General features: G+C 62.2%; 25 protein-coding genes. 13 read left to right on the plus strand and 12 right to left on the minus strand.

Annotated features, from left to right (window positions below; translation table 11 throughout):
- The first annotated feature begins 110 nt into the window (after positions 1-110).
- Complete coding sequence (gene nhaA / locus ATE48_RS04840; RefSeq protein WP_066768329.1) at positions 111-1373, plus strand: Na+/H+ antiporter NhaA; 1263 nt, start codon at positions 111-113, stop codon at positions 1371-1373.
- Between the two features lie 176 nt (positions 1374-1549).
- Here the strand turns inward: nhaA and hisS are convergent, their stop codons facing one another.
- Positions 1550-2983: a histidine--tRNA ligase gene (gene hisS, locus ATE48_RS04845; protein ID WP_066768332.1), complete on the minus strand. Its 1434-nt coding sequence runs from the start codon at positions 2981-2983 to the stop codon at positions 1550-1552.
- A gap of 101 nt (positions 2984-3084) precedes the next feature.
- On the opposite strand from hisS, the gene ATE48_RS04850 reads away from it, so the two are divergent.
- Positions 3085-3471 (plus strand): hypothetical protein, encoded by a 387-nt coding sequence (locus ATE48_RS04850; RefSeq protein ID WP_066768333.1) that lies wholly within the window; start codon positions 3085-3087, stop codon positions 3469-3471.
- Between the two features lie 53 nt (positions 3472-3524).
- The gene (locus ATE48_RS04855; protein WP_066768334.1) at positions 3525-3926 is read left to right on the plus strand and encodes a hypothetical protein; all 402 of its coding nucleotides are present in this window, start codon (positions 3525-3527) and stop codon (positions 3924-3926) included.
- 3 nt (positions 3927-3929) lie between these two features.
- On the opposite strand, the gene ATE48_RS04860 is transcribed toward ATE48_RS04855, so the two are convergent.
- From ATE48_RS04860 to ATE48_RS04870, 3 genes are all read right to left on the minus strand, one after another.
- A complete protein-coding gene (locus ATE48_RS04860; RefSeq protein WP_228126794.1) occupies positions 3930-4559 on the minus strand; it encodes a redoxin family protein in 630 nt (209 codons plus the stop codon).
- 2 nt (positions 4560-4561) lie between these two features.
- The gene (locus ATE48_RS04865; protein WP_066768335.1) at positions 4562-6679 is read right to left on the minus strand and encodes a protein-disulfide reductase DsbD family protein; all 2118 of its coding nucleotides are present in this window, start codon (positions 6677-6679) and stop codon (positions 4562-4564) included.
- A gap of 152 nt (positions 6680-6831) precedes the next feature.
- Positions 6832-7632 carry a SapC family protein gene (locus tag ATE48_RS04870; RefSeq protein ID WP_066768338.1) on the minus strand — a complete coding sequence of 267 codons (801 nt, stop codon included), beginning with the start codon at positions 7630-7632 and terminating at the stop codon, positions 6832-6834.
- Positions 7633-7803: 171 nt separating this feature from the next.
- On the opposite strand from ATE48_RS04870, the gene ATE48_RS04875 reads away from it, so the two are divergent.
- Both ATE48_RS04875 and ATE48_RS04880 read left to right on the plus strand, forming a co-directional pair.
- Positions 7804-9696: a DUF885 domain-containing protein gene (locus ATE48_RS04875; protein WP_066768341.1), complete on the plus strand. Its 1893-nt coding sequence runs from the start codon at positions 7804-7806 to the stop codon at positions 9694-9696.
- 154 nt (positions 9697-9850) lie between these two features.
- Positions 9851-11563 (plus strand): vWA domain-containing protein, encoded by a 1713-nt coding sequence (locus ATE48_RS04880; protein ID WP_066768343.1) that lies wholly within the window; start codon positions 9851-9853, stop codon positions 11561-11563.
- A 43-nt stretch (positions 11564-11606) separates the two neighbouring features.
- On the opposite strand, the gene ATE48_RS04885 is transcribed toward ATE48_RS04880, so the two are convergent.
- On the minus strand, positions 11607-11987 hold the full coding sequence (locus ATE48_RS04885) for a hypothetical protein (protein WP_066768345.1): 381 nt from the start codon (positions 11985-11987) through the stop codon (positions 11607-11609).
- A gap of 160 nt (positions 11988-12147) precedes the next feature.
- Between ATE48_RS04885 and ATE48_RS04890 the strand changes: the two genes are divergently transcribed.
- Both ATE48_RS04890 and ATE48_RS04895 read left to right on the plus strand, forming a co-directional pair.
- Positions 12148-12597 carry a transcriptional repressor gene (locus tag ATE48_RS04890; protein WP_066768347.1) on the plus strand — a complete coding sequence of 150 codons (450 nt, stop codon included), beginning with the start codon at positions 12148-12150 and terminating at the stop codon, positions 12595-12597.
- A complete protein-coding gene (locus tag ATE48_RS04895) occupies positions 12594-13523 on the plus strand; it encodes an acyl-ACP thioesterase (protein ID WP_066768349.1) in 930 nt (309 codons plus the stop codon). Before ATE48_RS04890 ends, ATE48_RS04895 begins: the two co-directional genes overlap by 4 nt.
- Here the strand turns inward: ATE48_RS04895 and ATE48_RS04900 are convergent.
- Genes ATE48_RS04900 through ATE48_RS04910 form a run of 3 tightly spaced genes read right to left on the minus strand, consistent with a single transcriptional unit; the run spans position 13520 to position 16558 of the window.
- Complete coding sequence (locus tag ATE48_RS04900; RefSeq protein ID WP_066768351.1) at positions 13520-14899, minus strand: amidohydrolase family protein; 1380 nt, start codon at positions 14897-14899, stop codon at positions 13520-13522. The two genes, ATE48_RS04895 and ATE48_RS04900, sit on opposite strands and share 4 nt — an antisense overlap.
- Before the next feature lie 2 nt (positions 14900-14901).
- Complete coding sequence (locus tag ATE48_RS04905; protein WP_228126795.1) at positions 14902-15831, minus strand: alpha/beta fold hydrolase; 930 nt, start codon at positions 15829-15831, stop codon at positions 14902-14904.
- Between the two features lie 40 nt (positions 15832-15871).
- Positions 15872-16558, minus strand: a complete 687-nt coding sequence (locus ATE48_RS04910; protein WP_066768353.1) for a DUF4197 domain-containing protein — start codon at positions 16556-16558, stop codon at positions 15872-15874.
- 120 nt (positions 16559-16678) lie between these two features.
- Between ATE48_RS04910 and trhA the strand changes: the two genes are divergently transcribed.
- The 5 genes from trhA to ATE48_RS04935 all read left to right on the plus strand — a co-directional run bounded on the left by trhA (position 16679) and on the right by ATE48_RS04935 (position 19903).
- A complete protein-coding gene (trhA, locus tag ATE48_RS04915) occupies positions 16679-17341 on the plus strand; it encodes a PAQR family membrane homeostasis protein TrhA (protein WP_066768360.1) in 663 nt (220 codons plus the stop codon).
- Between the two features lie 10 nt (positions 17342-17351).
- On the plus strand, positions 17352-18131 hold the full coding sequence (locus ATE48_RS04920; RefSeq protein ID WP_066768363.1) for an SDR family NAD(P)-dependent oxidoreductase: 780 nt from the start codon (positions 17352-17354) through the stop codon (positions 18129-18131).
- A gap of 60 nt (positions 18132-18191) precedes the next feature.
- On the plus strand, positions 18192-19034 hold the full coding sequence (locus ATE48_RS04925; RefSeq protein ID WP_066768366.1) for a crotonase/enoyl-CoA hydratase family protein: 843 nt from the start codon (positions 18192-18194) through the stop codon (positions 19032-19034).
- 102 nt (positions 19035-19136) lie between these two features.
- Complete coding sequence (gene ppa / locus ATE48_RS04930; RefSeq protein WP_066768369.1) at positions 19137-19661, plus strand: inorganic diphosphatase; 525 nt, start codon at positions 19137-19139, stop codon at positions 19659-19661.
- Positions 19658-19903, plus strand: coding sequence for a hypothetical protein (locus ATE48_RS04935; RefSeq protein WP_066768372.1), 246 nt, complete (start codon positions 19658-19660; stop codon positions 19901-19903). Before ppa ends, ATE48_RS04935 begins: the two co-directional genes overlap by 4 nt.
- Here ATE48_RS04935 and ATE48_RS04940 read toward each other — a convergent pair.
- Positions 19900-20115 carry a hypothetical protein gene (locus ATE48_RS04940; protein WP_156767605.1) on the minus strand — a complete coding sequence of 72 codons (216 nt, stop codon included), beginning with the start codon at positions 20113-20115 and terminating at the stop codon, positions 19900-19902. The genes ATE48_RS04935 and ATE48_RS04940 overlap by 4 nt on opposite strands.
- A 40-nt stretch (positions 20116-20155) precedes the next feature.
- Here ATE48_RS04940 and ATE48_RS04945 point away from each other — a divergent pair, with 40 nt between their 5' ends.
- Positions 20156-20800 (plus strand): hypothetical protein, encoded by a 645-nt coding sequence (locus ATE48_RS04945; RefSeq protein ID WP_156767606.1) that lies wholly within the window; start codon positions 20156-20158, stop codon positions 20798-20800.
- On the opposite strand, the gene ATE48_RS04950 is transcribed toward ATE48_RS04945, so the two are convergent.
- The 3 genes from ATE48_RS04950 to ATE48_RS04960 all read right to left on the minus strand — a co-directional run bounded on the left by ATE48_RS04950 (position 20797) and on the right by ATE48_RS04960 (position 23795).
- Positions 20797-21393, minus strand: a complete 597-nt coding sequence (locus tag ATE48_RS04950) for a hypothetical protein (RefSeq protein WP_066768383.1) — start codon at positions 21391-21393, stop codon at positions 20797-20799. The two genes, ATE48_RS04945 and ATE48_RS04950, sit on opposite strands and share 4 nt — an antisense overlap.
- Positions 21390-22580, minus strand: a complete 1191-nt coding sequence (locus ATE48_RS04955; protein ID WP_066768386.1) for an acetyl-CoA C-acyltransferase — start codon at positions 22578-22580, stop codon at positions 21390-21392. The genes ATE48_RS04950 and ATE48_RS04955 overlap by 4 nt, the downstream gene beginning before the upstream one ends.
- Positions 22581-22673: 93 nt before the next feature.
- On the minus strand, positions 22674-23795 hold the full coding sequence (locus ATE48_RS04960) for a hypothetical protein (protein ID WP_066768389.1): 1122 nt from the start codon (positions 23793-23795) through the stop codon (positions 22674-22676).
- Between the last annotated feature and the right edge of the window lie 264 nt (positions 23796-24059).

Genomic DNA, 24059 nt, shown 5'->3' on the forward strand with positions numbered 1-24059 from the left:
GTTTATCTGTATTTCGAGATCATCAGCGACCGCGAGTCTTCAGTGGCGTAGCACAGCCGCGCGCTCCGTTTTCGCTTGTTCGCGCGCGTCCACCCCGCCAAATTCACACCATGGTTGGACACAGCGGCGCAAAGCACTGGTGGGAACGCGACACCACGCCGGGCTTCATTCTCGTCACGGCAACGATCGTTTCGTTCCTGTTGTTGAATAGCGCCTATGGCGAATACATCCATCATCTGCTGGAGAGCCAGATCAACGGGCTTTCCGTCGGCATCGGCGAAGGCGCGCATCCACTCAATCTGCACGTCATCATCAACGATGCGCTGATGGTGATCTTCTTTCTCTATGTCGGCCTCGAACTAAAACGCGAAACCGTCGAGGGTCCTTTCAAAAATCCGCGCGAAGCGGCTTTGCCGATGGCCGGCGCACTCGGCGGCATGATCGCGCCCGCGCTAATTTTCGTGGCCTTCAACGCGCACGAACCGGCTTACCTCCGTGGCTGGGCCATTCCGGCCGCAACCGACATCGCCTTTGCCATCGGCGTTCTCTCGCTCCTCGGCCCGCGCGTGCCGGGGGGCTTGCGCCTCTTCCTTCTGGCGCTCGCCATCATCGACGATCTCGGCGCCATTCTCGTCATCGCATTTTTCTACTCCACTCATCTGGTCGGCTGGGCGCTTGGCGGCGCTGCCGTCGCGTTTGGGGTCATGCTGCTGATGAACCGCGCCGGCGTGAAATCGCTACAGCCCTATTGGCTGCTCGGCCTCGCGCTCTGGGGCTTCATGCTGATCTCCGGCGTTCACGCCACCATCGCCGGCGTGCTCACCGCCATGACCGTCCCGATGCGCGATAAGAACGGCGGCTCACCACTCATCACCGCCGAGCATGCGCTCAAGAACTGGGTTCAGTTCGCGATCATGCCGATCTTCGCGCTCGTCAATGCAGGCGTCGCGCTTCATGGCGCAGGCGTTGTAACACTGGTTCACTCGATCACGCTTGGCGTCGCACTCGGTCTCGTCTTCGGCAAGCCGCTCGGCATCATGCTCGCGTCGTACCTTGCGTGCGCCGTGTTGAAACAACGCGCGCCTGGCACGACGCTGCAAATGCTTGGCGTCACCATGCTCGCAGGCATCGGCTTCACGATGAGTTTGTTCGTCGGCAATCTCGCCTTCGGTTCAGGCGATCTCGCAACGCCGGTAAGATTTGGCGTTCTCGGCGGCTCTTTTGTATCCGCGGTGCTAGGCCTCGCCGTGCTTTCAATCGCGTGCAGCAAATCATCCGCGATAGTTTCAAGCGAACTCAGCGCCGAAGAAGAACTCGCCGAACAGCACGGCGTCCTCGAAGACATCGACGCTCCACGCCCGCCGAAAGCCTGAATCAAAAACGGCCGCACCGTTCCCCGATGCGGCCGCTTCACGTCGCTTTTTTAGAGGGCGTCTCCTCCCCGAAACGCGACCGCCCGCGACGCCGACGATCGCGGCGAAATTGAGCCGCGCCGAGCGCGCGGTCAAGGACTGTCACATTTGATCCGCGTTAGAATCGCGCCGCGCTCCTAACGGGCGAGCATTTGCTGCACTGCGGCAACGAGTTGAGCGCGCGGAGCTTGCTGCTGAACTTGCTCGCGCGCCTTAGCGTAAGCTTCGCGATCTTCACCAAGACCCGCGGCGATTTTCGCGCCCAGCTTCAAATCCTTCAGTGTGACCACACCTTTGGCGAGCTCATCGCCGCCTTGGATAATGGCGATCGGCGCTGCGCGTTTGTCCGCGTATTTCAACTGCGCCTTCATGCCGGCGGCGCCCAGATAGGTCTCGGCCCGGACGCCCGCGCGCCGGAGCTCATCGGCCATCGCCAGCGCATCCGCGACGCGCTCTTGATCCATCACCAGCACCAAGACCGGGCCATCGCTTTGCGCCGCTTGTTTCGATTGAAGCGCAGCCGCGAGACGCGACACGCCGATTGAGAAACCCGTCGCCGGAATGCGTTCACCACGAAAGCGCGCAACGAGATCATCATAGCGGCCACCGCCGCCGATCGAACCGAACACACCGTCGCCACCGATCAACTGCCCTTCGAACACAGCGCCAGTGTAGTATTCGAGGCCCCGCACAATCGTCGGATCGATTTGCGCTTGGGCTTCGCTGACATTCAGCGCCGAGAGCGCTGCATCGATCGCGCGCAATTCCGCGATCGCCGCTTCGCCGCCGATTTCAGCCAAGCGATTTAGAACTTCAGCACGCGTGCCTTTGCCTGCGCCCACAAGATCCAGCACCGCCTTGGCCTGCGCCGCATCAAGGCCAGCGCCTTTGGTAAAATCCCCGGATTCATCCTTGCGGCCAGCGCCAAGCAAAGCCTCAACGCCCTTGACGCCGAGACGATCGAACTTGTCGATCGCACGCAAAACCACGAGCCGCGTCGAATAGGCGTCGGCCGCGACGCCGATCTTTTCGAGCACCGCGTCCAGCAATTTGCGCGTCGAGAATTTGATCTGAAACTGACCATCCGCGAGGCCGACGGCGCTGTAGGCAGCGCACGCCATCGCGATCATCTCCGCATCAGCCGCAGGCGAAGCGGATCCAACAGTATCGGCATCGCACTGCCAGAACTCACGGAAGCGCCCCGGCCCCGGCTTTTCATTGCGCCACACCGGCCCCGCGGCCCAACGGCGATAGGGTTTGGGAAGCGCATCGAAGTTCTCAGCCACGAAGCGCGCCAGAGGGGCGGTCAGGTCATAGCGAAGTGCGACCCATTCTTCGTCGTCCTCGAACGCGAACACGCCCTCGTTCGGCCGATCCTGGTCGGGCAGGAATTTGCCGAGCGCGTCGGCGTACTCAAACGCAGGCGTCTCCAGCGGCTCGAAGCCCCAATCTTCGTAAACTTTCGAGACCCGCGAGATCAGTTGCCGCTCAACCGCCAAATCGGCGCCACGTCGATCCGGCAGCCCCCGCGCGCGGCGGGGTTTGGGACGGGGAGCGGCTGGTTCGGTCATGAGGTGGGGATTAGGGGATCGGACCGCCCTCCCGCAAGCCGTCGCCGACCCAGGGGAGCGGCGCCGGACTTGCTCGCCTCGCAGGCGAAGAGGTCCAATCAATGCTTACCTGTCTCGCTTTGGTGCTGGCTGTCGGCGCCACCGAACTTCCGTCCCTGGCCGCCGAGGTCGAGTCTGAAGCTCGCACGCTGAGCGCCCAGACCGAGATCACGGCGGAATTCCTGGCCGGCATTGAGGACTTCTCGGTCGACGCCGAGAGCCTTTCGGCCTCACTCCGCCAGCTTGGCGTCGAGCAAGACCTGCCCTGCATCTTCCACGGCATCGCCGAAGACGCCCGCGTCCGCGCGACTGAGCTGCAAGCGGCCGATACGCCGGCTGCACGCGAAACTGCGTTCACCAATCTGCGCGTTCTGCTGGATGACGCCATCCTGATCGCGCCGATGGCGGCTACGGCAGCGGCGGATCGGGCGGTGGCGGCAACGGAGTAACCCGGCGCCGCTTTTGCTCTCCACGCCTTCGCCCGCCGCGTAGGAACCGCAAGATGCTCACTTGTCTCGCTTTGGTCGCGTTCAACGCCGCAAGCCTTGGCGACATCCCAAAGATGACCAGCGACATCGAAACCGAAGCGCGCGCGCTGGCGGCGGTAAGCACATTCTCACCCGACCTCAGCACCCGCATCGAAGGCCTTTCAACCGAAGCTGAGGCGCTCGCCGCTTCGCTTCATCGCGCCGGCGTTGGCCAAGACATGCCGTGCATCTTCCAGGGCATCGCCAACGATGCGCGCGAACGCGCCGCTGAATTCAGCAACGCCGATACTCAGCAAGAGCAAGATGCTGCGCTGATGAACCTTCGCGTTCTGATGGACGACGTCGCGATGCTTGCACCGCTTGCGGCAGCGGCCGCCGCGGACCGCGCCGATGAACGTCACATCGCCGAACGCTAGATCTTAAGCGGCGTACTTAACGCTACATCCGTATGGCGTTGTCTGCGCAATTTGCACCGGGCGCCCAGCATCCAGATCCGCCCAGGCCGCGCGCACATAATTGGTGGCGCCCTCGAGGGTTTCGGGGCGAGCCGAAGCGCGATCGTCGATTGCGCCCTGATAAATGATCTGCCCTTCGCCGTTGATCATCACCATTTGCGGCGTACTCAGCGCCCCATAAGCACGCCCCATGACGCCATCACCGTCAAGCAAGGTCGCAGTCACCGTCGCTTGATCGGCTTGCACGCGCGCGAGCGCGCCGGGGCCATCAAGATGACCCTGCTGACCAGGGGCTGACGAAATCACCTGCAACCAGGTCCAGCCACGTTGCGCGGCCTCACGCTGCACGGCCTGCATGTTGCCGGTCTCGTAGTGCTTGCGCACATATGGGCAACCTTCGTTGGTCCATTCGAGAATGACATTTTGACCAGCGAACTCAGCCAAGGTCCGGACCGCGCCCGTTGCATCCGTGACGGAGAACGCCGGCGCCTGCGCGCCTGAAGCGACATGCTGCAAATCAGCGGGCGGACCGCCACAGGCGGCAAGCGTCACGAGAGCTGCGCCGCCCAACAACACATCGCGCTTCGAAAGCACGCTTACTCTCCCTCGATCGTTTGCAGCATGAGCGTTTCACTCAGCACTTGCGGCAGCACGACAGGCTCACCGCCATCCCCCGGATAGTAGAGATAGAGCGGCACGCCCGCGCGTCCATGCGCGGCGAGTTCGGCTGCGATCGCTTCATCGCGATTGGTCCAATCGCCGACGAGATAAGCTGTTTGCGTATCCGCGAAAGCTTGCGCCACACCGGGTCGCGTTAACGCCGCAGCTTCATTGACTTTGCAGGTCACGCACCATGCCGCCGTGAAATTCACAAACACAGCGCGACCTTCGCCCTGTAGTTCTGAAACGCGCGCAGCGCTCCACGGTTCGGAAGCTAGAACCTCCTGCGTTTCGACGCCGACCAACGGCCGCCAGACGAACGCGCCTGTGACGGCGAGTGCAACGACGCCAATCGCGAGCCAGGCTCGTCCCCAACGCGATGCAACAATGAAAAACCCAATCGCCACCGCCAGCCAAAGCAATGCGGCGACACCGTCGGCGCCGGTTTGCGCGGCGAGCACCCAAACGAGCCATACGGCAGCGCCGAACATTGGGAACGCCAACACGTTCTTGGCGCGCTCCATCCAGGCGCCGGGTTTTGGAATGAGGCGCTGGAGCCCCGGCGCGAAGTGTAAAATCGTGAGCGGCAGCGCAAAGCCCAAACCCAACGCCGCGAAGATCACCAGAGTCGTCAAAGCCGATTGCGTGAGCGCCGCGCCGATAGCGCCGGCCATGAACGGCGCCGTGCAAGGCGTTGCCGCAACGACGGCAAGTGCGCCGGTGAAGAATGCGCCTGCATCTCCCCCGCGCGCCGCCAGAGCGGAGCCGACATTTTGAGCGCCGGCGCCGAATGCAAACACACTAAGCAGATTGAGGCCGATGACGAAAAAGAGCAGCGCCAACAAGCTGGTCATCCAAGGCGCTTGAAGTTGAAAGCCCCAACCGACCGCCTCACCTGCGCCGCGCAGTGCAATCAACACGCCCGCAAGCGCAAGGAAGGTCACCATCACGCCAGCGAAGTAGAGGACGCCATGACGGCGCGCTTCACCGTTCTGGACTCCCCCCGCGAAGGCGAGAGCCTTCACAGAAAGCACCGGCAACACGCACGGCATGATGTTGAGGATCAAGCCGCCGAGGAACGCAAAGCCCATGGCGGCGAGCAATGCGAGACCGGTAAGATTTTCCGCGACCGGCGCCGACGCGCCAGCACCGCCTTCGAGTTCGCCAAGCGTGTAATCATCCGACATCGGCGCGGCGTCTTCATCCGTGCCCGCAATCGGTTGGCCAGGTTGAGCTTCAATCTCGATACCGCGACGCACCCATGCGCCCGCTTCCTGCATCTCGTAGACGACCAAACCTGCTAGTGGCGCCTCACCCAACGGATTGAGATCCGGCGTCAGCGAAAAGCTTGCACCGCTCGGGCCAACCCGCACGTGCTGCGCTTGGGCCGCTTTGACCACACCGCGTTCAAACGGAAAGAAGCGCACGTTGCGGATCGCGTCCGCATTCGACAGCGAAACCGTGAGGCGCGCGGGCGAGCCCACCGAAATGACGGCGTTCACGCCTTCTTGACGTGCGGGGATATTCGCGACGGCTTCGGCAATACGCGGCGCCCATTGGGGGTCGTCGCGGCCCTGTGCAGCGACAGGCAAGGTAAGCGTCAGCGTTGCATCTTCCGGGATGCAGATGTCGGCGCAGACCAACCAGTACGCCGCCGCCGTCAGCGTCACTGTCGAGCCCGGCCGCGCATTCGCGGGCACAGTGATCGCAATCGGGAAAAGGACCTCGCCCTCGTAGCCGTAGTTCACGAGCATCGCGTACGGCACAGCTTCGGGCGCAGGCCACTGGATCGCGCCAGCGCTCCAGCCAGCGGGCAACGTCCAAGTCAGCGAGGTCGGCTCGCCGCTATCGCCGGGATTGCGCCAATAGGTGTGCCACCCCTCGTTGATGGTCTCGCGGAGGGCGATGGTGAAAGTCTCACCTGGGGCAACCGCGGCACGCGAGGAGTGGAGGCCGGCATCCACCTGGCGCGCACCAGGCAATGGCTGCGCCGATGCTGGCGTTAAAACAAAGAGGCTGAGGAGGAAAACCGCCAGCGCGACAAAACGGACCATGTCTACGCGCATACAGACTCCGCCAAGCAAGGCCAATGCGGCCCGCTCGCACAATGGGGTTTCGTGCGCCCACACGCCATGGTTACGCGACGGACAAAGAAAAACGCCCCTCCTTGCGGGAGGGGCGTTTGTAACTTCGCTTCGTTCGCCGCTTAGCGGAGCGGGGTCGAGGCCTGGATGCGCGCCGCGCGGCTCAGGATCTTCGGCCACAGGCCGAGCGAGAGCAGGTGTGCGTGCATAACAGCCGTGACGCCCTTGTCGCGCAGCTCGAGGTACGTGTCCTTCGGCAGCGCGTTGAGCTTCGATTCCGAAATACGGAGGTATTCGCCAAGCTTGGTCGGCTCGTCCGGCGTGCCATCAGCCTTCGCGCGCGGCAGAGCGAGCGGGGTGGCTTCGAACAGGCCGTGCTGATCCATCAGCTTCACGAATTCCTGCGTGCGCTTTCCGAGCATGTCGAACTCGCGGCAGAACTGGATCGCCTCTTGGGTGTAACGCGAGGGCTTATCGCCTTCGAAAAACGGCAGCTCCGGCGTCGATGAAAGCATCTTCGCTGAGCGATCGATGCAAACGAGCACGCGGTCATCGCCGCCCTTTTGCTGATCTTGGCCATTGGCGAGGATCGGCAAGAACGGATAGCGGCGCGCGAACGCTGGCAGATAAACTTCCGGGTCAAGCGAACCATCGGCGCCGAGGAACACGTTCATGCCCGGACGCAGGCCCATCACCGCGAGCGGCGTCTTCGACTGCGTATCGAAAATGATCGGGTAGCAAACCGCGGCGAGTCCGAACTCATCCACAGTGAGCGGCACAAGGTGCGTGTCCGCGAGAAACGCGAACGGATTACTGACCTGGCTCACACCCAACTTGCCGTGCTTCTCGACAGAAAGCGGCTCGAGTTGGTTGTAAAAAAGGATTTTGCCCAGCGTTTGCTGGCCGCCTTGGGCGGTCGTCATGGTCGTCTCCGCGAGTTCCCTACCACTAGGGGGCTGTCCAAACCACGAATGCGCGGTTTCCGCAACACGTTAGCGCAAATGAACTGCGCCGGACGGTCTTTTATCAGTCGCGGCGCATGCTATGCCCGCCCCGCGCCTTACCGCGGCGCAAGATGGCGGTTTGGGGGAATAATGAAGCCGATCCGTTGGGCATTCGCCTTGGCGCTGGGACTTTCGCTCGCAGTGGGCGCCTGCGGGCCTCGCCAGACCCAGCCGATGACGGCTTTCGAGGGAAAGCTCGCCGATTGGGCGCGCGAAATCCTCGCCGATAGCCCCGAAACCGCATCGCAAACCGGCGTGCAAGAAGATGCCGCGGGCGGCGTCTACGCCGATCGCCTCGACGATCGCTCTGCCATCGCAGTTGAAGCGCGCCGAAGCGCTGCGTTGCGCCGCTACGCGGAACTTCGCGCGCTGGATGTAAACGCACTGAGCCCGGAAGATCGCCTGACCTATGACGTGCTGCGCGATCAATTCGCCAACGCGGCAGGCGGCGCGCAATTCGCCTATGGCGATTTCGGTCCGCTCTCCGGCGCGCGTCCTTACGTACTCAATCAAATGGACAGCGCGTTCATCACGCTACCCTCTTTCCTTGATGATCGCCATGCAGTCACCGACACGGCCTCTGCTGAAGCTTATCTGCGCCGCTTGCGCGCGGTTGCGGACGCGATCGACCAAGAGACCGAACGCGCACGCGCCGATGGCGAGCTTGGCGTGCGGCCGCCAGGATTCATTCTCGATACCGTCGCAGGCATGCTCGAAGGCGTTCTGCGCGATCCACCCGTTTCGCAAATCTACATCACCAGCTTCCGCCGCAAGCTCGACGAAATGGCGGCGCGTGAACAGAACGCTGAACGGCGCGCCGTCATCGAGCGCGACAATCAGGTCTTGCTGGCGCGCGCGGAGGCCATCGTTCGTGAGCACGTGCTGCCGGCGCACCAACGGGCGCTCGCCTTCGTGCGCTCGGAGCGCGGACGCGCGAGCGATGCGCCGGGTGTTTCAAACTTGCCGCGCGGCAACGAGTTTTACGCAGCGACGTTGAAGATTGAGACGACGACCGAGCTGACGCCGGATCAGATCCACACGATCGGTCGCAACCGGGTGAATGAACTCAATCGCGAGCTCGACATCGCTTTGCGGCGCCTTGGGCTCACCGAGGGACCGGTGGGACAGCGTCTCGCACAGCTCACGGCCGATCCGCGCTACCAATACGAAGATAGCGACGCCGGGCGCGCGCAATTGATCAACGATGTGCAGGCGCGCGTGAACCGCGTGATGGAACGGGCGCCGCAATGGTTCGGCCGTTTGCCGCAATCTCCGCTCGAAGTGCGGCGCGTACCAGTGTTCGCGGAAGCGGGTTCGCCGGGGGCCTACTACAATCCGCCCTCGCTCGATGGCGCCCAGCCGGGCGTCTACTACATCAACATGCGCAGCCTCGCGGAAATGACGCGCATCGACCTGCCGACGCAGGATTTTCACGAGGCTGTCCCGGGCCACCACTTCCAGATCGCGCTGGCGCAAGAGCTGACGGACACGCCGCTGCTGCGCCGCCTCGTATCGTTCAACGCCTACTCTGAAGGCTGGGCGCTTTACGCTGAAGAGCTTGCCGACGAGCAGGGCTTCCATGATGGCGACCCTGCCGGGCGCATTGGCTATTTGCGTTGGCAGCTCTGGCGCGCGGTGCGCCTGGTTGTCGATACGGGCCTCCATGCGAAGAGCTGGTCGCGCCAGCAGGCCATCGACTACGTGGCGCAGACCACGGGCGATTTGCCGGGCGTCATCGCGACTGAAGTCGATCGCTACATCGTCTGGCCGGGACAAGCCTGCGGGTATGAGCTCGGCCGCCGGGAAATCGCGCGCTTGCGCGAAGAGGCGCGCAATGAACTAGGCGCTGACTTCGATCTTCGCGGCTTCCACGACGCGGTGCTCCTCAGCGGTGAAGTGCCGCTGAGCGTGCTCGACACGCTGGTGCACAATTGGATCCCAGAGCAACGCCGCCTCGCAGAACGTGAGCGCCGCCGCCGCTAAGCCAGGGCCCTAGAGGCGTTTTGCACACAAGCGCGTGAAGCACGCGCGTGTGTACGGAAAACGCCGCGCGCCTGCCTCACCTTGGTCGCGATCGGAGCGCCCGATCTTACCGTCAACACGACCGTGTCCGGGCGGTTTCGGGAGGGAAAACGTCATGCTGCGCAACACTCGGCGCGCGGGCTTGTTAGCTTGCGCGATACTGCTCACTGCGTGCGCGTCTCAGTCCGCGCCAACATCTGATCAAGCTCAAGAATCCGTCGTCATCACAGGCAATCGGGTCGAAGCCGAACAGAATGCGCCGCTTGCGCCGCCGCCGCCTTTAGCGCGCGTCGACGACGGGCGTGCGCGGGCCGCTATTGGCGGGGTGGTTTCACCTTACGCGCAAACGGCGCCGCAACCGATGCCGGGCGACGTCGACCGTGAAAATTACGAGAACGTCGACACAAACCCGATCCACATGGTTTCGGCCGATCCGGTTTCAACATTTTCTATCGATGTCGACACGGCGTCATATTCCAACGTGCGCCGCTTGTTGAACAGCGGTCGGCTGCCGCCGCAGGACGCGGTGCGCACCGAAGAGCTGATCAACTATTTTCGTTATGATTATCCGCTGCCGCAGACGCGCCAACAACCCTTCTCCACCAACGTGACGGTCGCGCCCTCGCCTTGGGCTGAGGGCCGCCAGATCGTGCATATCGGCTTGCAAGGCTACAACATCGTGCCGCGCGAGCGCCCGCCGCTCAATCTCACGCTGCTGCTAGATGTGTCAGGCTCGATGAGCGACGCGAACAAGCTGCCGCTTGTCATCCAGAGCATGCGTATGCTGGTCGAGCAGATGAACGCACGCGACCGCGTGTCCATCGTTGTTTACGCCGGCGCAGCCGGTGCGGTGCTTGAACCGACGCCTGGCAATGAACGCGGACGCATTATCGCGGCGTTGGAAAACCTGCATGCGGGCGGCTCAACGGCAGGCGGCGAAGGCTTGCGTCTCGCCTACGCGCTGGCCGAACAGAACTTCAACCCCAACTCGGTCAATCGCGTGATCATCGCCACTGACGGCGACTTCAACGTCGGCATCAACAACCCGCAAGAGTTGGAAGACTTTGTCGAACGCAAGCGTGACACCGGCGTTTATCTCTCGGTTCTCGGCTTCGGCGGCGGCAATTACAACGACGCGCTGATGCAGCGCTTGGCGCAAAACGGCAACGGCGTCGCCGCCTACATCGACACACTGAACGAAGCGCGCCGCGTGTTGCGTGACGAAATGGCCTCGAACATGTTCACGATCGCCAACGACGTGAAGATCCAAGTCGAGTTCAACCCGGCGCGCGTCGCTGAGTATCGCTTGATCGGCTACGAAACCCGGATGTTGAACCGCGAGGACTTCAACAACGATCGGGTCGACGCCGGTGAAATCGGCTCGGGCCACGCCGTCACCGCGATCTATGAGATCGTGCCTGTCGGCGGGCGCACGTTCAACGACCCGCTGCGCTATCAGGATGAACGCACCGCGCCCAGCACAGCAAGCGAGATTGCCTTCCTGCGCATTCGCTACAAACTGCCGGGCCAAGATACCTCACGCCTGATCGAGCGCCCGATCACCGATCGCGACGCCGTGCGAGATATCGCGCAAGCGCCCGAATCGACGCGCTGGGCGACGGCCGTTGCAGGCTATGGCCAGTTGCTGCGCCACGATCAGTTCATGCGCCAAGGCTACGGCTATGACGACGTGATCAACCTGGCGCAGGGCGCACGTGGACGCGACGAATTCGGCTGGCGCGCCGAGTTCATCCAACTTGCCCGCTCCGCCGAAAGCGCCGCCGCACTCCCAACCGCCCAAAACGCACCGCGCGGCGGACGGAACTAGACGCGCCTTTCCCCTCCCCTCGGGGAGGGGAAAGTCTCTGCCATCACGCGGCCCAGACGAGGCGTACGACGCCTTCTTCGGCGGTCTCGGTGAGTTCGGCGTCGAAGAACGGACCGTTCATTGACGGGCGCAGCGCCTCGGCGAGATCTGCTTCGACGTATTCGCGCGCGTCGCGCTCGTCATGCTGATGGATGAGGATGTGGGTTGCGCCGAGGAGCTGGGCTTCCGGCCATTGCTCGTGGCTGGCCAAGCGCTTTGCCAGATTGCCGGTCCGGGAGAGGAAGAGCGGCGTCCAGCCGCGGCCGCCAGGCCCCGGACGCGCGAAGCAATAAACGGCAGGCGCGACAGCGAATTGCTCGTGCGGGCGATGCACGCTGAAACGATGCAAGCGACCTGAAATTCCACGGAAAATTGCTTCGGTCATCGGACGCCCCCGTTCAATAGATTACTTCGTTCGCTGTATGTTCCAGTTTGATACGCGACTCATATGTTCTTGTAAAGTTCTATTGCGAGGCCGATCTCAAATTCGCGTGCTGGGGCCCCCATCTTTCCGTCGAACGCGCACCCTGCAATCATGAAATCAAATGGCTCACGCCCACAATCACACTGCCCAGATCGCTGAAGCTGAAAAACGTTGCGCCGACGCTGGCGAAAGCTTCACGCCGTTGCGCCGCCGCGTTCTTGAGCTTCTGCTTGAGCAACATGGTCCAGCGAAAGCGTACGATCTCTTGCCGCTGATCGATGCCGACAAATCGGCAAAGCCACCGACGGTGTATCGCGCGCTCGATTTTCTCGTGCGGATGGGCCTCGCGCATCGCATCGAAAGTTTGAACGCGTTCATGGCGTGCGAAGTCGGCGCCTGCGAGCGGTCGACCATCTTTCTAATCTGCGAGAAGTGCGGTGGAGCCGAAGAATTCGATGCCGGCCACGCACTCATCGACCTTGCGGATGCGGCCAAGAAAGACGGCTTTTCCATTCGCCGCACCATGATCGAAGCCAGCGGACTTTGTGCGCAGTGCCAGCAAGCAGCGTGAGCTATCCAACGCCCCTGCCCACGCCGCTTTATCAGGGCAGCGTCAACACCTGGGAGTGTGACGACGGCGGCCATCTAAATATCCGCTTCCATATGGAGCGCGCCTTTACCGGGCTTGCGCATATGGCGCGCGCGCTTGAGCTGCCGCATGCGTTCACCGAGAACGCCGGCTCGACCTTGATCGCGCAAGAAGCGCATGTGCGATTCATCAAGGAAGCGCGGCCTGGTGCGCCATTGATCATGCATGGCGGCGTCGTCGAGATGGGGGAAAGCGACGCAACCTTGTGCTTCGACATGCGCCATCACGATGGCGCGCCGGGCACGGCGTTCACCTTCAAGGTGCGGCACGTGGAAACGCGCGGTTTGCGGAGCTTTCCATGGTCGGCGCGCTCACGTGATGCAGCCAAGAAACTGAAGTGCAAATTGCCAGAGCACGCCAAGCCTCGCTCAATCGACGTTAACCAGCCAATCGCAGATGCATCGCTGGCGAACGCGGCGACGATTGGGGTTCAACGTATCGGTGGCGCGTTGGTTTATCCCGATCAGTGCGATCCGCTCGGACGTTTGCGCGGCGAGCACTTCGTTGGCCGCATTTCCGATAGCGTGCCGAATTTGCTGGCCCCGTGGCGCCAAGCGGCGGCGAGCGATGGGGTGCAGCCCGCGGGCGCCGTGGTCGAAGGCCGCTTTGTATTCCGCAAGTTTCCGCGCGCGGGTGAGCTTATCGAAGTTCACTCCGGCATCGCCGAAATCGGCGAGAAGACGCTGCGCATCGTCCACTGGCTGCTTGATCCGGAGTCCGGCATTGCGTGGGCCAGCATGGAAGCAGTGGCGCTGACGTTCGACGTCAACACGCGCAAAGCGCTCACGCCGAGCCCGGAGGCGCGTGGGCGGGTTTCAAAACTCGTGGCGCCTGGCTTGCGCCCTTAGTGCGCGGTTTCAGCCGCGATGCGTGCGGCGATGTCGCCGAGCATACGCTGCAATGTCACGGCATCGTACCAACGACCAGCCGCCATAACGCCTTGCGGCGCACGCAACGTGCTTAGATCTGCTTCAGGATCGCGGTCGAGCAAGAGCAGGTCAGCACGGGCGCCGGGTTCGATGCGGCCGAATACGCCCTGCTCGTTCAAGAAATTCGCGGACCCTTCAGTGTCGGCGCGCAATATATCCGTTGGCGTCAACCCCGCATCAAGATGCAGCGCAAACTCATCGTGCAATGAGTAGCCGGGATAGATGAAGGGCTGCGGCGCATCTGTGCCGAAGAGCAGAGGCGCACCGGCTTCATGCAGTGCGCGAACGACTTCAAGACGCGCAGCGTGGGCAAGTTGCACGACGGCCCAAGTTTCAGCCGGATCGCGCTCAGCGGCTTCGTCGGCCTGGATGGCGCGCCAGTGCGCGCGCAGACGCGGCGTTGCGTAGCGATAGAGCGGCTCGGCTTGCGCGGCTTGCATGTCGGCAAAGGCGCGGCGCGCCCCGATTGCCGTGATCAGAGTTGAATCGTTCCACACGCCGCTTGCGGCAACTTCGCGAACGACGGGCGCGACGCGGCTAGCGTCCATCTCTGCCCAGCGCTGCTCGTCCCAAGAGCTTTGCGAGGCGGGCGCCAAGGCGCGGTCAAAGCCGGTGAGATGCTCAACGCTATCGATACCCAGCGCCAAAACATCACTGAGCGACATCGAGAACGGTACGTGCGCATAAACCTGCATCTGCCGCGCACGCGCCTCCTCGACGCCGGCGACAAAGGCCTCACGCGATAGATTTTCATAGAGTTTCACACCGACATGTTCGGAATTGTCCAATTCGGCGATGCGCCGCCGCATGTCGTCGGCAGAGCGGGTCGCGCGCGGATTTTCCCAATCGGCCTGCGGCCCATCGATGATTGGCGTGCTGGAATAAATGCGAGGCCCGGGGCGCGTACCCGCGTCGATTTCAGCTGCCAGCACAATTGTTTCCGCACGGTCGGACATGTTGCGGACTGTGGTGACGCCATTGGCGAGAAACAGCACGCCGTCGTCGGGCATGAAGATGTGCACATGCATGTCAACCAGGCCCGGCGCCAACACACGGCCTCCGCCATCTACCTCATGCGATCCCCAAGGGATGAAAACCTCGCCCATATCCCCGACTTCGAGGATGCGATCGTCGCGAACGAGAACGGTCTGATTTTCGCGATGAGGTTCACCGTAGGCGGTGATAAGCGTTACACCGACGAACGCGGTGAGAGGGCGCGCCCCTTCAGCAAGGCTGGCGCATGCGGCGATCAAAAGCGCTGGGATCGCGAAGCAAAGGCGCGCGATCCGCAGCATGGCTATTGCACCAGCGCATCGTGGTACTTGCGCCCCTGACGCGCCATCAAAGCGGCGCTTTCAATGGCAGCGCGGGCGCGATCCGGGCGCTCCATGGGCAGCATGTGGCTGGCGCCTTCAACGGTGGCGACGCGTGCATCGGCTTTGATCGCAGCGACACGGTGCATAGCCGCTTCAGAGATGGTGGAGCCCTTCTCGGCGCGCAAAAGCACAAGCGGATCGGTGACCTTCCGCAGAGCGCCCCAAGGATCGTGGCGCTGGGCGGTGTAGGTAGCGGCTTCGAACGCAGGCGCGCAGGCGAGTTTGAATCCACCGGCGCCATCTTCGACCAAGCCATCGGCGACATAATCGGCGATCACTTCGGCGGGGAAGGTCTTGAAGATGCCGCGGCCGGTCAAACCGACAAGCGCCTCTTCGCGGCTGGCGAATTGGTTGCGCCGCGCCGCTGCGCCACGCGCCAACGGCATCGTCATGCGCTGCAATTGCGGCCCGAACGGCAGTTGCGAACCCGCGTACGCAGCGGCCGGCAAGATCACCGGCTCCAATAAGGCAAGGCCGTTCACGAGATCGGTGCGGACGCCTGCGGTCAAAAGGCTGATCGTGGCGCCCATCGAATGGCCCGCGAGCGTGACCGGCGCGGTGAAGTGCTCCAGCACAGCGATGAGATCGTCGCGGTGACGCTTCCAGGATGTGTAGCTGAAAAGCTTGTGCGGCAGCGTTGTGAGGCCGTGGCCGCGCGCATCGAGCGCCAAGACATGAAAGCGCTCGCCGAGCGGCTCAAGCAATACGCGATAGGTGCGCGCGTTAAAGCCGGTGGCGTGAATGAACACGATATCCGGCGTTGCGGTTTGAGCGCCGAAAGCGATGCCGGCCATGCGTCCGCCCGGAACCTCGAACGAGACGCGGCGGAAAGTTTCTGGTGCTGAACTCACGGCGCGGACCATGGCGAGGAAAGTGTTAAGGTCAAGCAGCCTAGCCGAACACGCGGCGCAAGATATCCGTCGTTCGCCGCCATGGGTCGCGACGAATGGCGCGCTCTTCTTCGGCGATATAGTGGAAGCAGCCGTCGAGCGCCTTGGTGGTCGAAAAATCGATGACCTCACGGCGCAAGTCCGTGGTCATGCTGGACAAGCCGACCTGGCGGAGCGCCGAACGCATAATCGTAAACGCACCGGAGTCGGTGAGCGCGCGCGTCATTGGCGGCTTCAGCAAGGTGGTGAGCCGGCGCTCGGTGCTGCCGCGCAGATAGCGCGTGGCGCTATCGTCACCGCCGCGCACGATATCGATTGCGTCGGCGATCGTGATGTTGCGCACGGCCGTGTTAAAGAGCCCCGCCGCTTGCGGCATCACGGACTCGGCTGCGTGGTTCAAATTTTCCTGGAGCTGATCGAGCGGCGCCGACATGCCCATGCGGCCCAAGGTTCGCTGCGACTGCCCCAGCAAGCCCGGCAACGGGATTCGCACTTGCGGGTTTCCCCAAAAGCCGTTGGGCTGCGCCAGACGATTGGTGGCGTTCATGGAAGCGAGCGAAAGCGCGTCCTTGATGCCGCGGCTTGCATCGCCCTGCGTCAACCCGTCGAGCAAGGGGCGCTGCGCGAAGGCGGGCGTGGCCGCCAGCAAAGCCGCTACAAACACGCGCCGATCCAGGTGATTCTTCATGACGCCAGTCTAGCGCAGCCGCTTTCGCGGACCGAATGGACGCTGGATCGTCACATTCGGTCGTAAACTGTCAGCCGAGCCGTCCTGACAAACGCTGGCAAACCGGCCATTATCAAGGCGATGACGCTTTCTGACCTGATCCCGAAACTCCACTACCCCACCCGGCTTGAAAAGCTGGTCGATGGCTGGGTGCATGGCGTGGCGCTGATGCTGTTCACGTTCGCGGTGGGCGCCGCGCTCGGGCTGGCGATCTGGCAAGGCGGCCTGCCGATGGCGAGCGCGGTTGCGGTCTACGCTGTTTGCGTGATGACCATGATCGGCTGCTCGATGGCCTACAATTTGGCGGAGAACCATAAGCGCAAGAGCTTGCTCCGACGCTTCGACCACGCGGCGATCTTTCTCATGATTGCGGGCACGTACACGCCGTTCACCGCCATTCGCTTCGACGGCGCCTGGGCGATCTCGATGACGACGATCATCTGGGCGCTGGCGATTGTCGGCGCTGCGGGCAAACTCTTCCTGCCATCGATCGGCAAAAAGATTTGGATCGTTTTCTATGTCGCCATGGGCTGGCTCGTAGTCGCCGCAATGAGGCCAATGATCGAAGACGTGCCGCTCGCGGGCGTCATTCTGCTCGCAGTTGGCGGACTGCTCTACACGATCGGCATCCCGTTCTATGTTTGGGAAAGGCTGCCGTTCCGCCGCGCCATCTGGCATGGCTTCGTGATGACTGCCGCGGGTGTGCATTACGCGGCCGTGCTGACGGGCGTTGTGTTCGCATAAAGAGGCCCGCATGAGATTAGCGGGAAAACGTGCGATCGTGGTTGGCGCCGGGCAGACGCCGGGCGACACGATTGGAAACGGGCGTGCGATCGCGACATTGTTTGCACGCGAAGGCGCGCAGGTGCTTTGCACAGATCGCATCGGTGAGCGCGCTGAAGCCACGGCGAACGAAATCGGCGGCGCAGCGTTCGAGGCTGATATTACGAGCGCTGATGCTTGCGCGGCAATTGTTGCCGAAGCGCATACTCGCTTTGGCGGCGTAGATATTCTGATCAACAATGTCGGCATTGGCGGCGGCGGCGACGGCCCGGCGCATGTGGCGGACGAAGCCGCATTCGACCGCATCATGAGTGTGAACCTCAAAGGCGCGTGGCTGACGGTCAAGGCCGCGACGCCGGCTTTGCGCGAAGCCAAAGGCGCGATCGTCAACATCTCATCGCTCGCCTCTCTCGCAGGCTCAGGCATGATTGCGTACGAGGTCTCGAAAGCCGCGCTGAACCGGCTGACGGTTTCGGTGGCGCTGGCGAACGCCAAGCACGGACTGCGTTGCAACGCCATCCTGCCGGGCTTGATGGATACGCCGATGGCGATTTCCGGCCACAGCCAAGACGGACGCATTGACGTTGAGGCTTTGCGCGCCAAGCGCGCAGCCCAAGTGCCCCTGAATGCGCAAATGGGCGATGCGTGGGATACCGCAAACGCTGCGCTTTTCCTTGCGTCAGACGAAGCGAAATACATCACCGGCGTGCTGTTGCCGGTCGATGGCGGCATGTCGGCGCGGGTGGGCTAGCCTCTGAAGCGATGACGCTGTAGCGCGCCCGTGCTAGCCAACGCTCAGGGAGCCCACGCCATGACCGAACTCACCTGCTTCAAGCTCAGCATCGAGAACAATGTCGCGCACATTCAGTTGAGCCGGCCGGAGGCGTTCAACGCCATGCCGCGCCCATTCTGGAATGAGCTGCCGGTTCTCGTGAACGACATCAGCGACAACGCCAAGGCGCGCGCGATTGTCATCTCCTCCACCGGCAAGCATTTCACCGCCGGCATGGACATTTCCGTGTTCACCGATGGCGATGGCGTCAGCGCCAGCGGCGGCGATGCATACGCACGCGCCGAGGCCTTCCGCCAATTCGTGCTGAAGCTGCAGGACAGCTTCAATTGCTTGGACAATGCGCGTATGCCGGTGATCGCGGCGATCCAAGGCGGCTGTATTGGCGCAGGCGTCGATATGACCAGCGCCTGCGATATTCGCTATTGCACCGAAGACGCGTTCTTCCAGATCGCCGAGATCAACATCGGCATGACGGCAGACGTGGGAACTTTTCCGCGTTTGTGCAAACTCATTCCGGAAGGCTGGGTGCGGGAACTTGCGTATGCGGGCCGGCGATTGCCCGCGCAAAAAGCTAAGGAAATCGGGCTGGTGAACGACGTCTTTGCAACCCAGGAAGCAATGGTTTCGCACGTCCTGGAGCTCGCGAAAGAAATCGCAAGCAAAGCGCCAGTCGCAGTTGCCGGCTCAAAAAGAATGATCAATCACGCGCGCGACCACTCCATTGCGGATGGCCTCGATTATATTGCGACATGGCAGGCTGGCATGTTCTCGCCGCCACACATGATGGAAGCATTCGCCGCGAAAGCGCAGAAACGCACACCTGTATTTCCTGATCTCGCACCTCTCAGAAAGGAGATGTGAGATTTGTAAAGTTTGAAGACGCCGCTCGGTACGGGTCTACGGCGACAATAGCCGCATCCTTAAGCCGTTTATGGCTGCCAACGATTGATGTAGAGGTGGCGGATGGACATCCGCTTCATCTCCCCAGGCCCCAACCCGCCGCATGAGGTCAACGCGTTCATTGAGATCCCGCAAGGCGGGCTCCCGGTGAAATACGAACTCGACCAAAAGTCCGGCGCTCTGTTCGTCGACCGCTTCTTGCACACCTCAATGCTCTATCCGAGCAATTACGGCTTCATCCCGAACACCCTCGGCGATGACGGCGATCCGCTGGACATTCTGGTGGTGACGCCGATGCCGGTGGTTGCTGGTTGCGTCATTCGCTCGCGCCCGGTTGGCGTGCTGCTGATGAGCGACGAAAAAGGCGTCGACGAGAAGATTCTGGCGGTGCCGGTCGATGCGCTAAATCCGTTCTATAAGGACGTGAAGACGCACGAAGACTTGCCGCCGCTACTGGTTGCGCAGATCGCGCACTTTTTCCGTCATTACAAAGACCTTGAGCCGGGCAAGCAAGCCAGTGTCGGCGAATGGGCGACGCTTGAGGTCGCGCATGAGCGCATCAACCTGTCGATCAAGCGCAAGAAATGAGCGCGTCCGAGATTACGGCGCGCCTCGTTGACGCGCTTACCAATGCAGCGACACAGGAAGCGGGAGGTGCAACGGCGCTGGTGTCGGTCACGGTCGATGTGCTGGGCGGCGGTGAAGCTGGGTCAGCCAGGGCGACGTTGGTGCGCAAAACGCGGACGCTCGTGTTCATGAGCGCGGAGCTCCGCACCAGCGCCGGCGAACGCATCGCGACTGCGAGCTCAGTGCACAAGTTGACGACCTAGATGTTGCAAACCGCAGGCATCAAACCACTGAAATGTTGCTCGAGCGCGATTGCCGCATTGCTCTTAACCGCGACGATATCCGCAGCCCAAACGCCGCCGCCGACACCGGTTCTCCCTTGCGACAGCAACGCGATCATGGGCTCGCGGTCGCCGCCTGCTCGATCATTCGCAACGCTGACCGGCGCCACCAGGGCCACAGCTCGGCAAACCACTGTTTCACTCTCGTCGACAAACGGCGTGACCCACTATTTTGTGGACGGCGCACAAGTCCAGCTTGCGCAATTGGGAGAGACAGCAGCCCAAGCATGGCTGGCCAACACTCCTGGCGGTTCAATTGAACAATGCTGGAGCGGGACAGCCCCCGGCGCCTATATGATTGCCGGGCGCGAAACATCGCTCTGCAGGATTGCCATCAGTGCGGACGAAGACGTCTCGTATGGCCGCTTCGCATCCGCACGTGACGCGTTACGTGAGGCCGGATTTATCACCTTGGCGCTGCTCACTCCCGATCAAACCAGGGTGGTGCGGGACGATCACTTGCCGCTCAATCCCCTGCCCATTGTTTTGCAAGGCATAAGCCCAACAACCGTCCGCATCGCGATGCCACCCGACGCGACCGAACCGGTCATCACGATTGCAAACGGCCAGGATTGGGTAACCACGACCTTTCCGCCACTGCGAGATGACTTGACGCTTCAAGTGGCGCGCAACAATCCTGCACTCACTGCCGAGGAGCTATACACGACAGCCAGAATTTGCGTTCGGCCATACAGCAACGTTTCCTACGGCGACGTTATGCGCGTGCTGACGTCCATACGCGACCTAGGGTTCGCTCGCGCGGGGCTGTACTCTGAAGCGGTCGTCGCCGTCGATGTTCAAGGGCGCCAGATTTACTAAACCCGCGGCGCGATCCAGCGCATTTCCACGAGCGTCGCTTCGTGCAGCAAATCTGGCTCGATCTCATCGAACGAGCCTGCGGGGCTGGCCCCTTCGGGCAAACGATAAACGCGCCAGAAGCGGCCGTCCTCAGCTGTTGAGCACGCAAAGCCAGGCATGTTGTCGATCAATTCAGTCGCGCAGAAGCTCACCTCTTCTGGTGGCGCAATGGCAAACTTGGATTGACCGGGAATTTCGCCGGCATCGCTGCGCGCCTGAGATGAGCGCGTAACAATCGAATGCGCATGCTGACCATCAGCCGCCGGGAGGATGCGGAACACCTCCTCATCACCCGCGGAAAGCGTGATCGCCTTGAAAGGCTCGCCTTCAACCTGATCGTCCACTTCCGCGACAATGAAATTCGGCGCAGCGAGGCGCACAGCGTCGACGTTCATCGCCACCGCACTAGAGATGCCCGCCGCGCTGGCGGCGCCGATCATGGTGTTGGTCTGAGGCGCCGCGACCACCGGGTACGCCTCTGTGGTCTCGCGTTGTTGCGCCTCTTGCCCGCAAGCCGCGAGCGCAAGCGTCGCAACAACGATCAAAAACCTCATGCGAACACCTCGAAGAGACCCGCAGCGCCCATGCCGCCGCCGATGCACATCGTGACGACCGCGTGCTTGGCCTTGCGGCGCTTGCCTTCGAGCAGAACGTGACCAACGAGACGCGCGCCGGTCATGCCGAACGGGTGGCCGATGGCGATGGAGCCGCCATTGACGTTGTACTTTTCCGGATCGATGCCGAGGCGATCACGCGAATAGAGGCATTGCGACGCGAAAGCTTCGTTGAGCTCCCAAAGATCGATGTCATCGACTTTGAGGCCTTGGCGTTCGAGCAGACGCGGTACGGCGAACACCGGGCCAATGCCCATTTCATCAGGCTCACAACCGGCAACAGCGAAACCCTTGAACAAGCCCAGCGGCTCAAGCCCGCGCTTTTCAGCTTCCTTTTCATCCATCAGGACGACAGCAGCAGCGCCATCCGAAAGCTGGCTCGCATTGCCGGCGGTGACGAAATTGCCCGGACCACGCACCGGCTGCAGCGAGGCCAAGCCTTCAAGGGTGGTGTCAGCGCGATTGCACTCGTCTTTCGTGACGGTGTAATCGACGAAGCTCTCCTCTTTCGTCTCCTTGTTGACGACTTTCATCTTGGTCGCCATCGGCACGATCTCATCGTTGAAGATGCCCGAGGCTTGTGCGGCGGCGATGCGTTGCTGCGAGCGCAGCGAATATTCGTCCTGATAATCGCGAGCAACATTGTAGCGCTTTGCCACGATGTCGGCGGTTTCGATCATCGCCATCCAAAGCTCGGGCTTGGTCTTCATCAGCTCTTCTTCGGTGACGCGATAGCGGTTGGCCTGACCGCTCATCTGCACCAGCGAGATCGATTCAACGCCGCCGCCGACAGCGGCCTTGGCGCCTTCGTTCATGATGTAGTGCGAAGCTTGCGCGATCGCTTGGAGGCCCGAAGAACAGAAGCGGTTCACGGTCGTGCCCGAACTCGTCACCGGCAGGCCGGCGCGGATCAGCGAAAGACGGGCGATGTTCGTACCAGTCGCGCCTTCGGGGGCGCCGCAGCCGATCACGACATCTTCAATCTCGGCGGGGTCGATCTTGGAGCGCGCCACAGCGTGCTTGATCGCATGGCCCGTCATGGTGGCGCCGTGCGTATCGTTGAAACCGCCCCGGCCTGACTTGGCGAGGCCCGTGCGGGCGTAAGAAACGATAACTGCGCGGCCCATCAGGCTCCTCCTCAACTTTGTTGCACGCACACTAATCGCCGCGATGCGCGCGTCAAAGCGCGTATCGCGGCGTCAGCGTCATAATAGCCGCCGTTACGAGATGGCGTTGTTGTTCACGAGCCCGCCGGTGGGCGCCGGCTCAGGCGGTTGCGCCACCGGCGCTGAGGACGCGACCCCGCCCTGCTGGAAGATACCGCGCCCGCGATCCTGGATCCACTTGGCTATATCTTCCGAGAGCACGCCGGCCACGATGCCAACCAGAGATACCGTGAACGGGTTGAGCGTGGAGGATGTCGTCGCCTGTTGCACCGAGGATGCGATTGAGAAGCCGGCAATGGCGGCGTTGGCGAGCACATAGAAGGCAAGCGCAGCGCACATGCCGAAAATCAGACGCACGACAATCTCGGCCATCGTCACCGGGACGGGGCGGTTGAGATAAGCCGGGAATAGATAAAGCAGCGAGCCAAGTGCGCCCATGAGCAGCACGAGGACAGTAGAGAGCAGCGCCGGGTGGCCCTGGGCGAGGAACGCGCTCGCACCCAGCGGGCTCATGGATCGCAGCGCGTAAGCTTCACCGCGAACGCGCTGATAATGTTCGTAATCCGGCACGACCGTTTGCTGGAGTGCGAAGACGCGTCGATTGGCTTCGGCGACCTGACCGCTCACCAAACGCTGGCGCGACACCAAAGCCGAACGTTCGGCGCTGCGGTCGTCGAGCGCTTCTTCTTGTGACGCCAATTGCTGAACCTGAACGCTCAAATTGGCGATGCCCTGCTGATCAGCGGGCGGCAGGCCAGGGCGCGAGGCGAGCGAAGTGATACGCTGCGAGAGGCCCTGGGCGCTCATATCAGCAGCTGAGCTTTCGGCGGTTTGAACACTGGCGCGGGTTTCGATGTCAGCGATGGCGCCAACCATTGCGGCGCGTGCTTCGTTGGTGCTGGCCTGAGCACTCTGCACTTGGCCATCCAGCGACGCGATCTGCTGATCGATTTCCAAGAGTTCGCCGCGCGGACCGGCGCTCTCCGCTTCCAGTTGTTGAATTTGACGGTCGGCGGCGTCGAGTTGGGCGAAGGAGATAAGACCGTTGGTCGATGGCGAGATCTGCGCCACGCCGAACTGGAAGTCGCGCGAGCTAAACACCAGCGCGCTCATGCCGAGCACGGCCACCATCGCCACCGCGAGCACTACGCCAACGGAAAACTTGTAGATCGTCATCGCGAAACGTCCCCTTGTTGTCGTTTCGACGCGCTCGCCCCCGCACGCGTCCCGCCTCAGCCTATTCTAGCCCATCCACGGCGCGCTGGTTGGGCTTTTTTAAACATGTTGGAGCCGCCGACCTGAGCTGTAGCTGACGTTACGTAACAATTATTCAATGAATATTTTCTCATTCCTTCAATTTTCTCTTGTCAGCAATCAGCGAACCATTCATAGAGGCCCAGCGCTCCTCCCCAAGCAGCGCGACCAGTCCAGGAGTAGGTC

It is taken from the genome of Candidatus Viadribacter manganicus, from assembly GCF_001679665.1.
In the GTDB taxonomy this organism is placed as follows: Bacteria; Pseudomonadota; Alphaproteobacteria; order Caulobacterales; family Aquidulcibacteraceae; genus Vitreimonas; species Vitreimonas manganica.

What these genes read in the sequence shown, in the direction of transcription:
- trhA (WP_066768360.1), top strand. Translation starts at nt 16,679, where the DNA reads ATGACGCTTTCTGACCTGATCCCGAAACTCCACTACCCCACCCGGCTT.
- ATE48_RS04935 (WP_066768372.1), top strand. Translation starts at nt 19,658, where the DNA reads ATGAGCGCGTCCGAGATTACGGCGCGCCTCGTTGACGCGCTTACCAAT.
- ATE48_RS04950 (WP_066768383.1), bottom strand. Translation starts at nt 21,393, where the DNA reads ATGAGGTTTTTGATCGTTGTTGCGACGCTTGCGCTCGCGGCTTGCGGG.
- ATE48_RS04955 (WP_066768386.1), bottom strand. Translation starts at nt 22,580, where the DNA reads ATGGGCCGCGCAGTTATCGTTTCTTACGCCCGCACGGGCCTCGCCAAG.
- ATE48_RS04880 (WP_066768343.1), top strand. Translation starts at nt 9,851, where the DNA reads ATGCTGCGCAACACTCGGCGCGCGGGCTTGTTAGCTTGCGCGATACTG.
- ppa (WP_066768369.1), top strand. Translation starts at nt 19,137, where the DNA reads ATGGACATCCGCTTCATCTCCCCAGGCCCCAACCCGCCGCATGAGGTC.
- ATE48_RS04890 (WP_066768347.1), top strand. Translation starts at nt 12,148, where the DNA reads ATGGCTCACGCCCACAATCACACTGCCCAGATCGCTGAAGCTGAAAAA.
- ATE48_RS04925 (WP_066768366.1), top strand. Translation starts at nt 18,192, where the DNA reads ATGACCGAACTCACCTGCTTCAAGCTCAGCATCGAGAACAATGTCGCG.
- ATE48_RS04870 (WP_066768338.1), bottom strand. Translation starts at nt 7,632, where the DNA reads ATGACGACCGCCCAAGGCGGCCAGCAAACGCTGGGCAAAATCCTTTTT.
- ATE48_RS04920 (WP_066768363.1), top strand. Translation starts at nt 17,352, where the DNA reads ATGAGATTAGCGGGAAAACGTGCGATCGTGGTTGGCGCCGGGCAGACG.
- ATE48_RS04910 (WP_066768353.1), bottom strand. Translation starts at nt 16,558, where the DNA reads ATGAAGAATCACCTGGATCGGCGCGTGTTTGTAGCGGCTTTGCTGGCG.
- ATE48_RS04900 (WP_066768351.1), bottom strand. Translation starts at nt 14,899, where the DNA reads ATGCTGCGGATCGCGCGCCTTTGCTTCGCGATCCCAGCGCTTTTGATC.
- hisS (WP_066768332.1), bottom strand. Translation starts at nt 2,983, where the DNA reads ATGACCGAACCAGCCGCTCCCCGTCCCAAACCCCGCCGCGCGCGGGGG.
- nhaA (WP_066768329.1), top strand. Translation starts at nt 111, where the DNA reads ATGGTTGGACACAGCGGCGCAAAGCACTGGTGGGAACGCGACACCACG.
- ATE48_RS04875 (WP_066768341.1), top strand. Translation starts at nt 7,804, where the DNA reads ATGAAGCCGATCCGTTGGGCATTCGCCTTGGCGCTGGGACTTTCGCTC.
- ATE48_RS04850 (WP_066768333.1), top strand. Translation starts at nt 3,085, where the DNA reads ATGCTTACCTGTCTCGCTTTGGTGCTGGCTGTCGGCGCCACCGAACTT.
- ATE48_RS04865 (WP_066768335.1), bottom strand. Translation starts at nt 6,679, where the DNA reads ATGGTCCGTTTTGTCGCGCTGGCGGTTTTCCTCCTCAGCCTCTTTGTT.
- ATE48_RS04885 (WP_066768345.1), bottom strand. Translation starts at nt 11,987, where the DNA reads ATGACCGAAGCAATTTTCCGTGGAATTTCAGGTCGCTTGCATCGTTTC.
- ATE48_RS04855 (WP_066768334.1), top strand. Translation starts at nt 3,525, where the DNA reads ATGCTCACTTGTCTCGCTTTGGTCGCGTTCAACGCCGCAAGCCTTGGC.
- ATE48_RS04960 (WP_066768389.1), bottom strand. Translation starts at nt 23,795, where the DNA reads ATGACGATCTACAAGTTTTCCGTTGGCGTAGTGCTCGCGGTGGCGATG.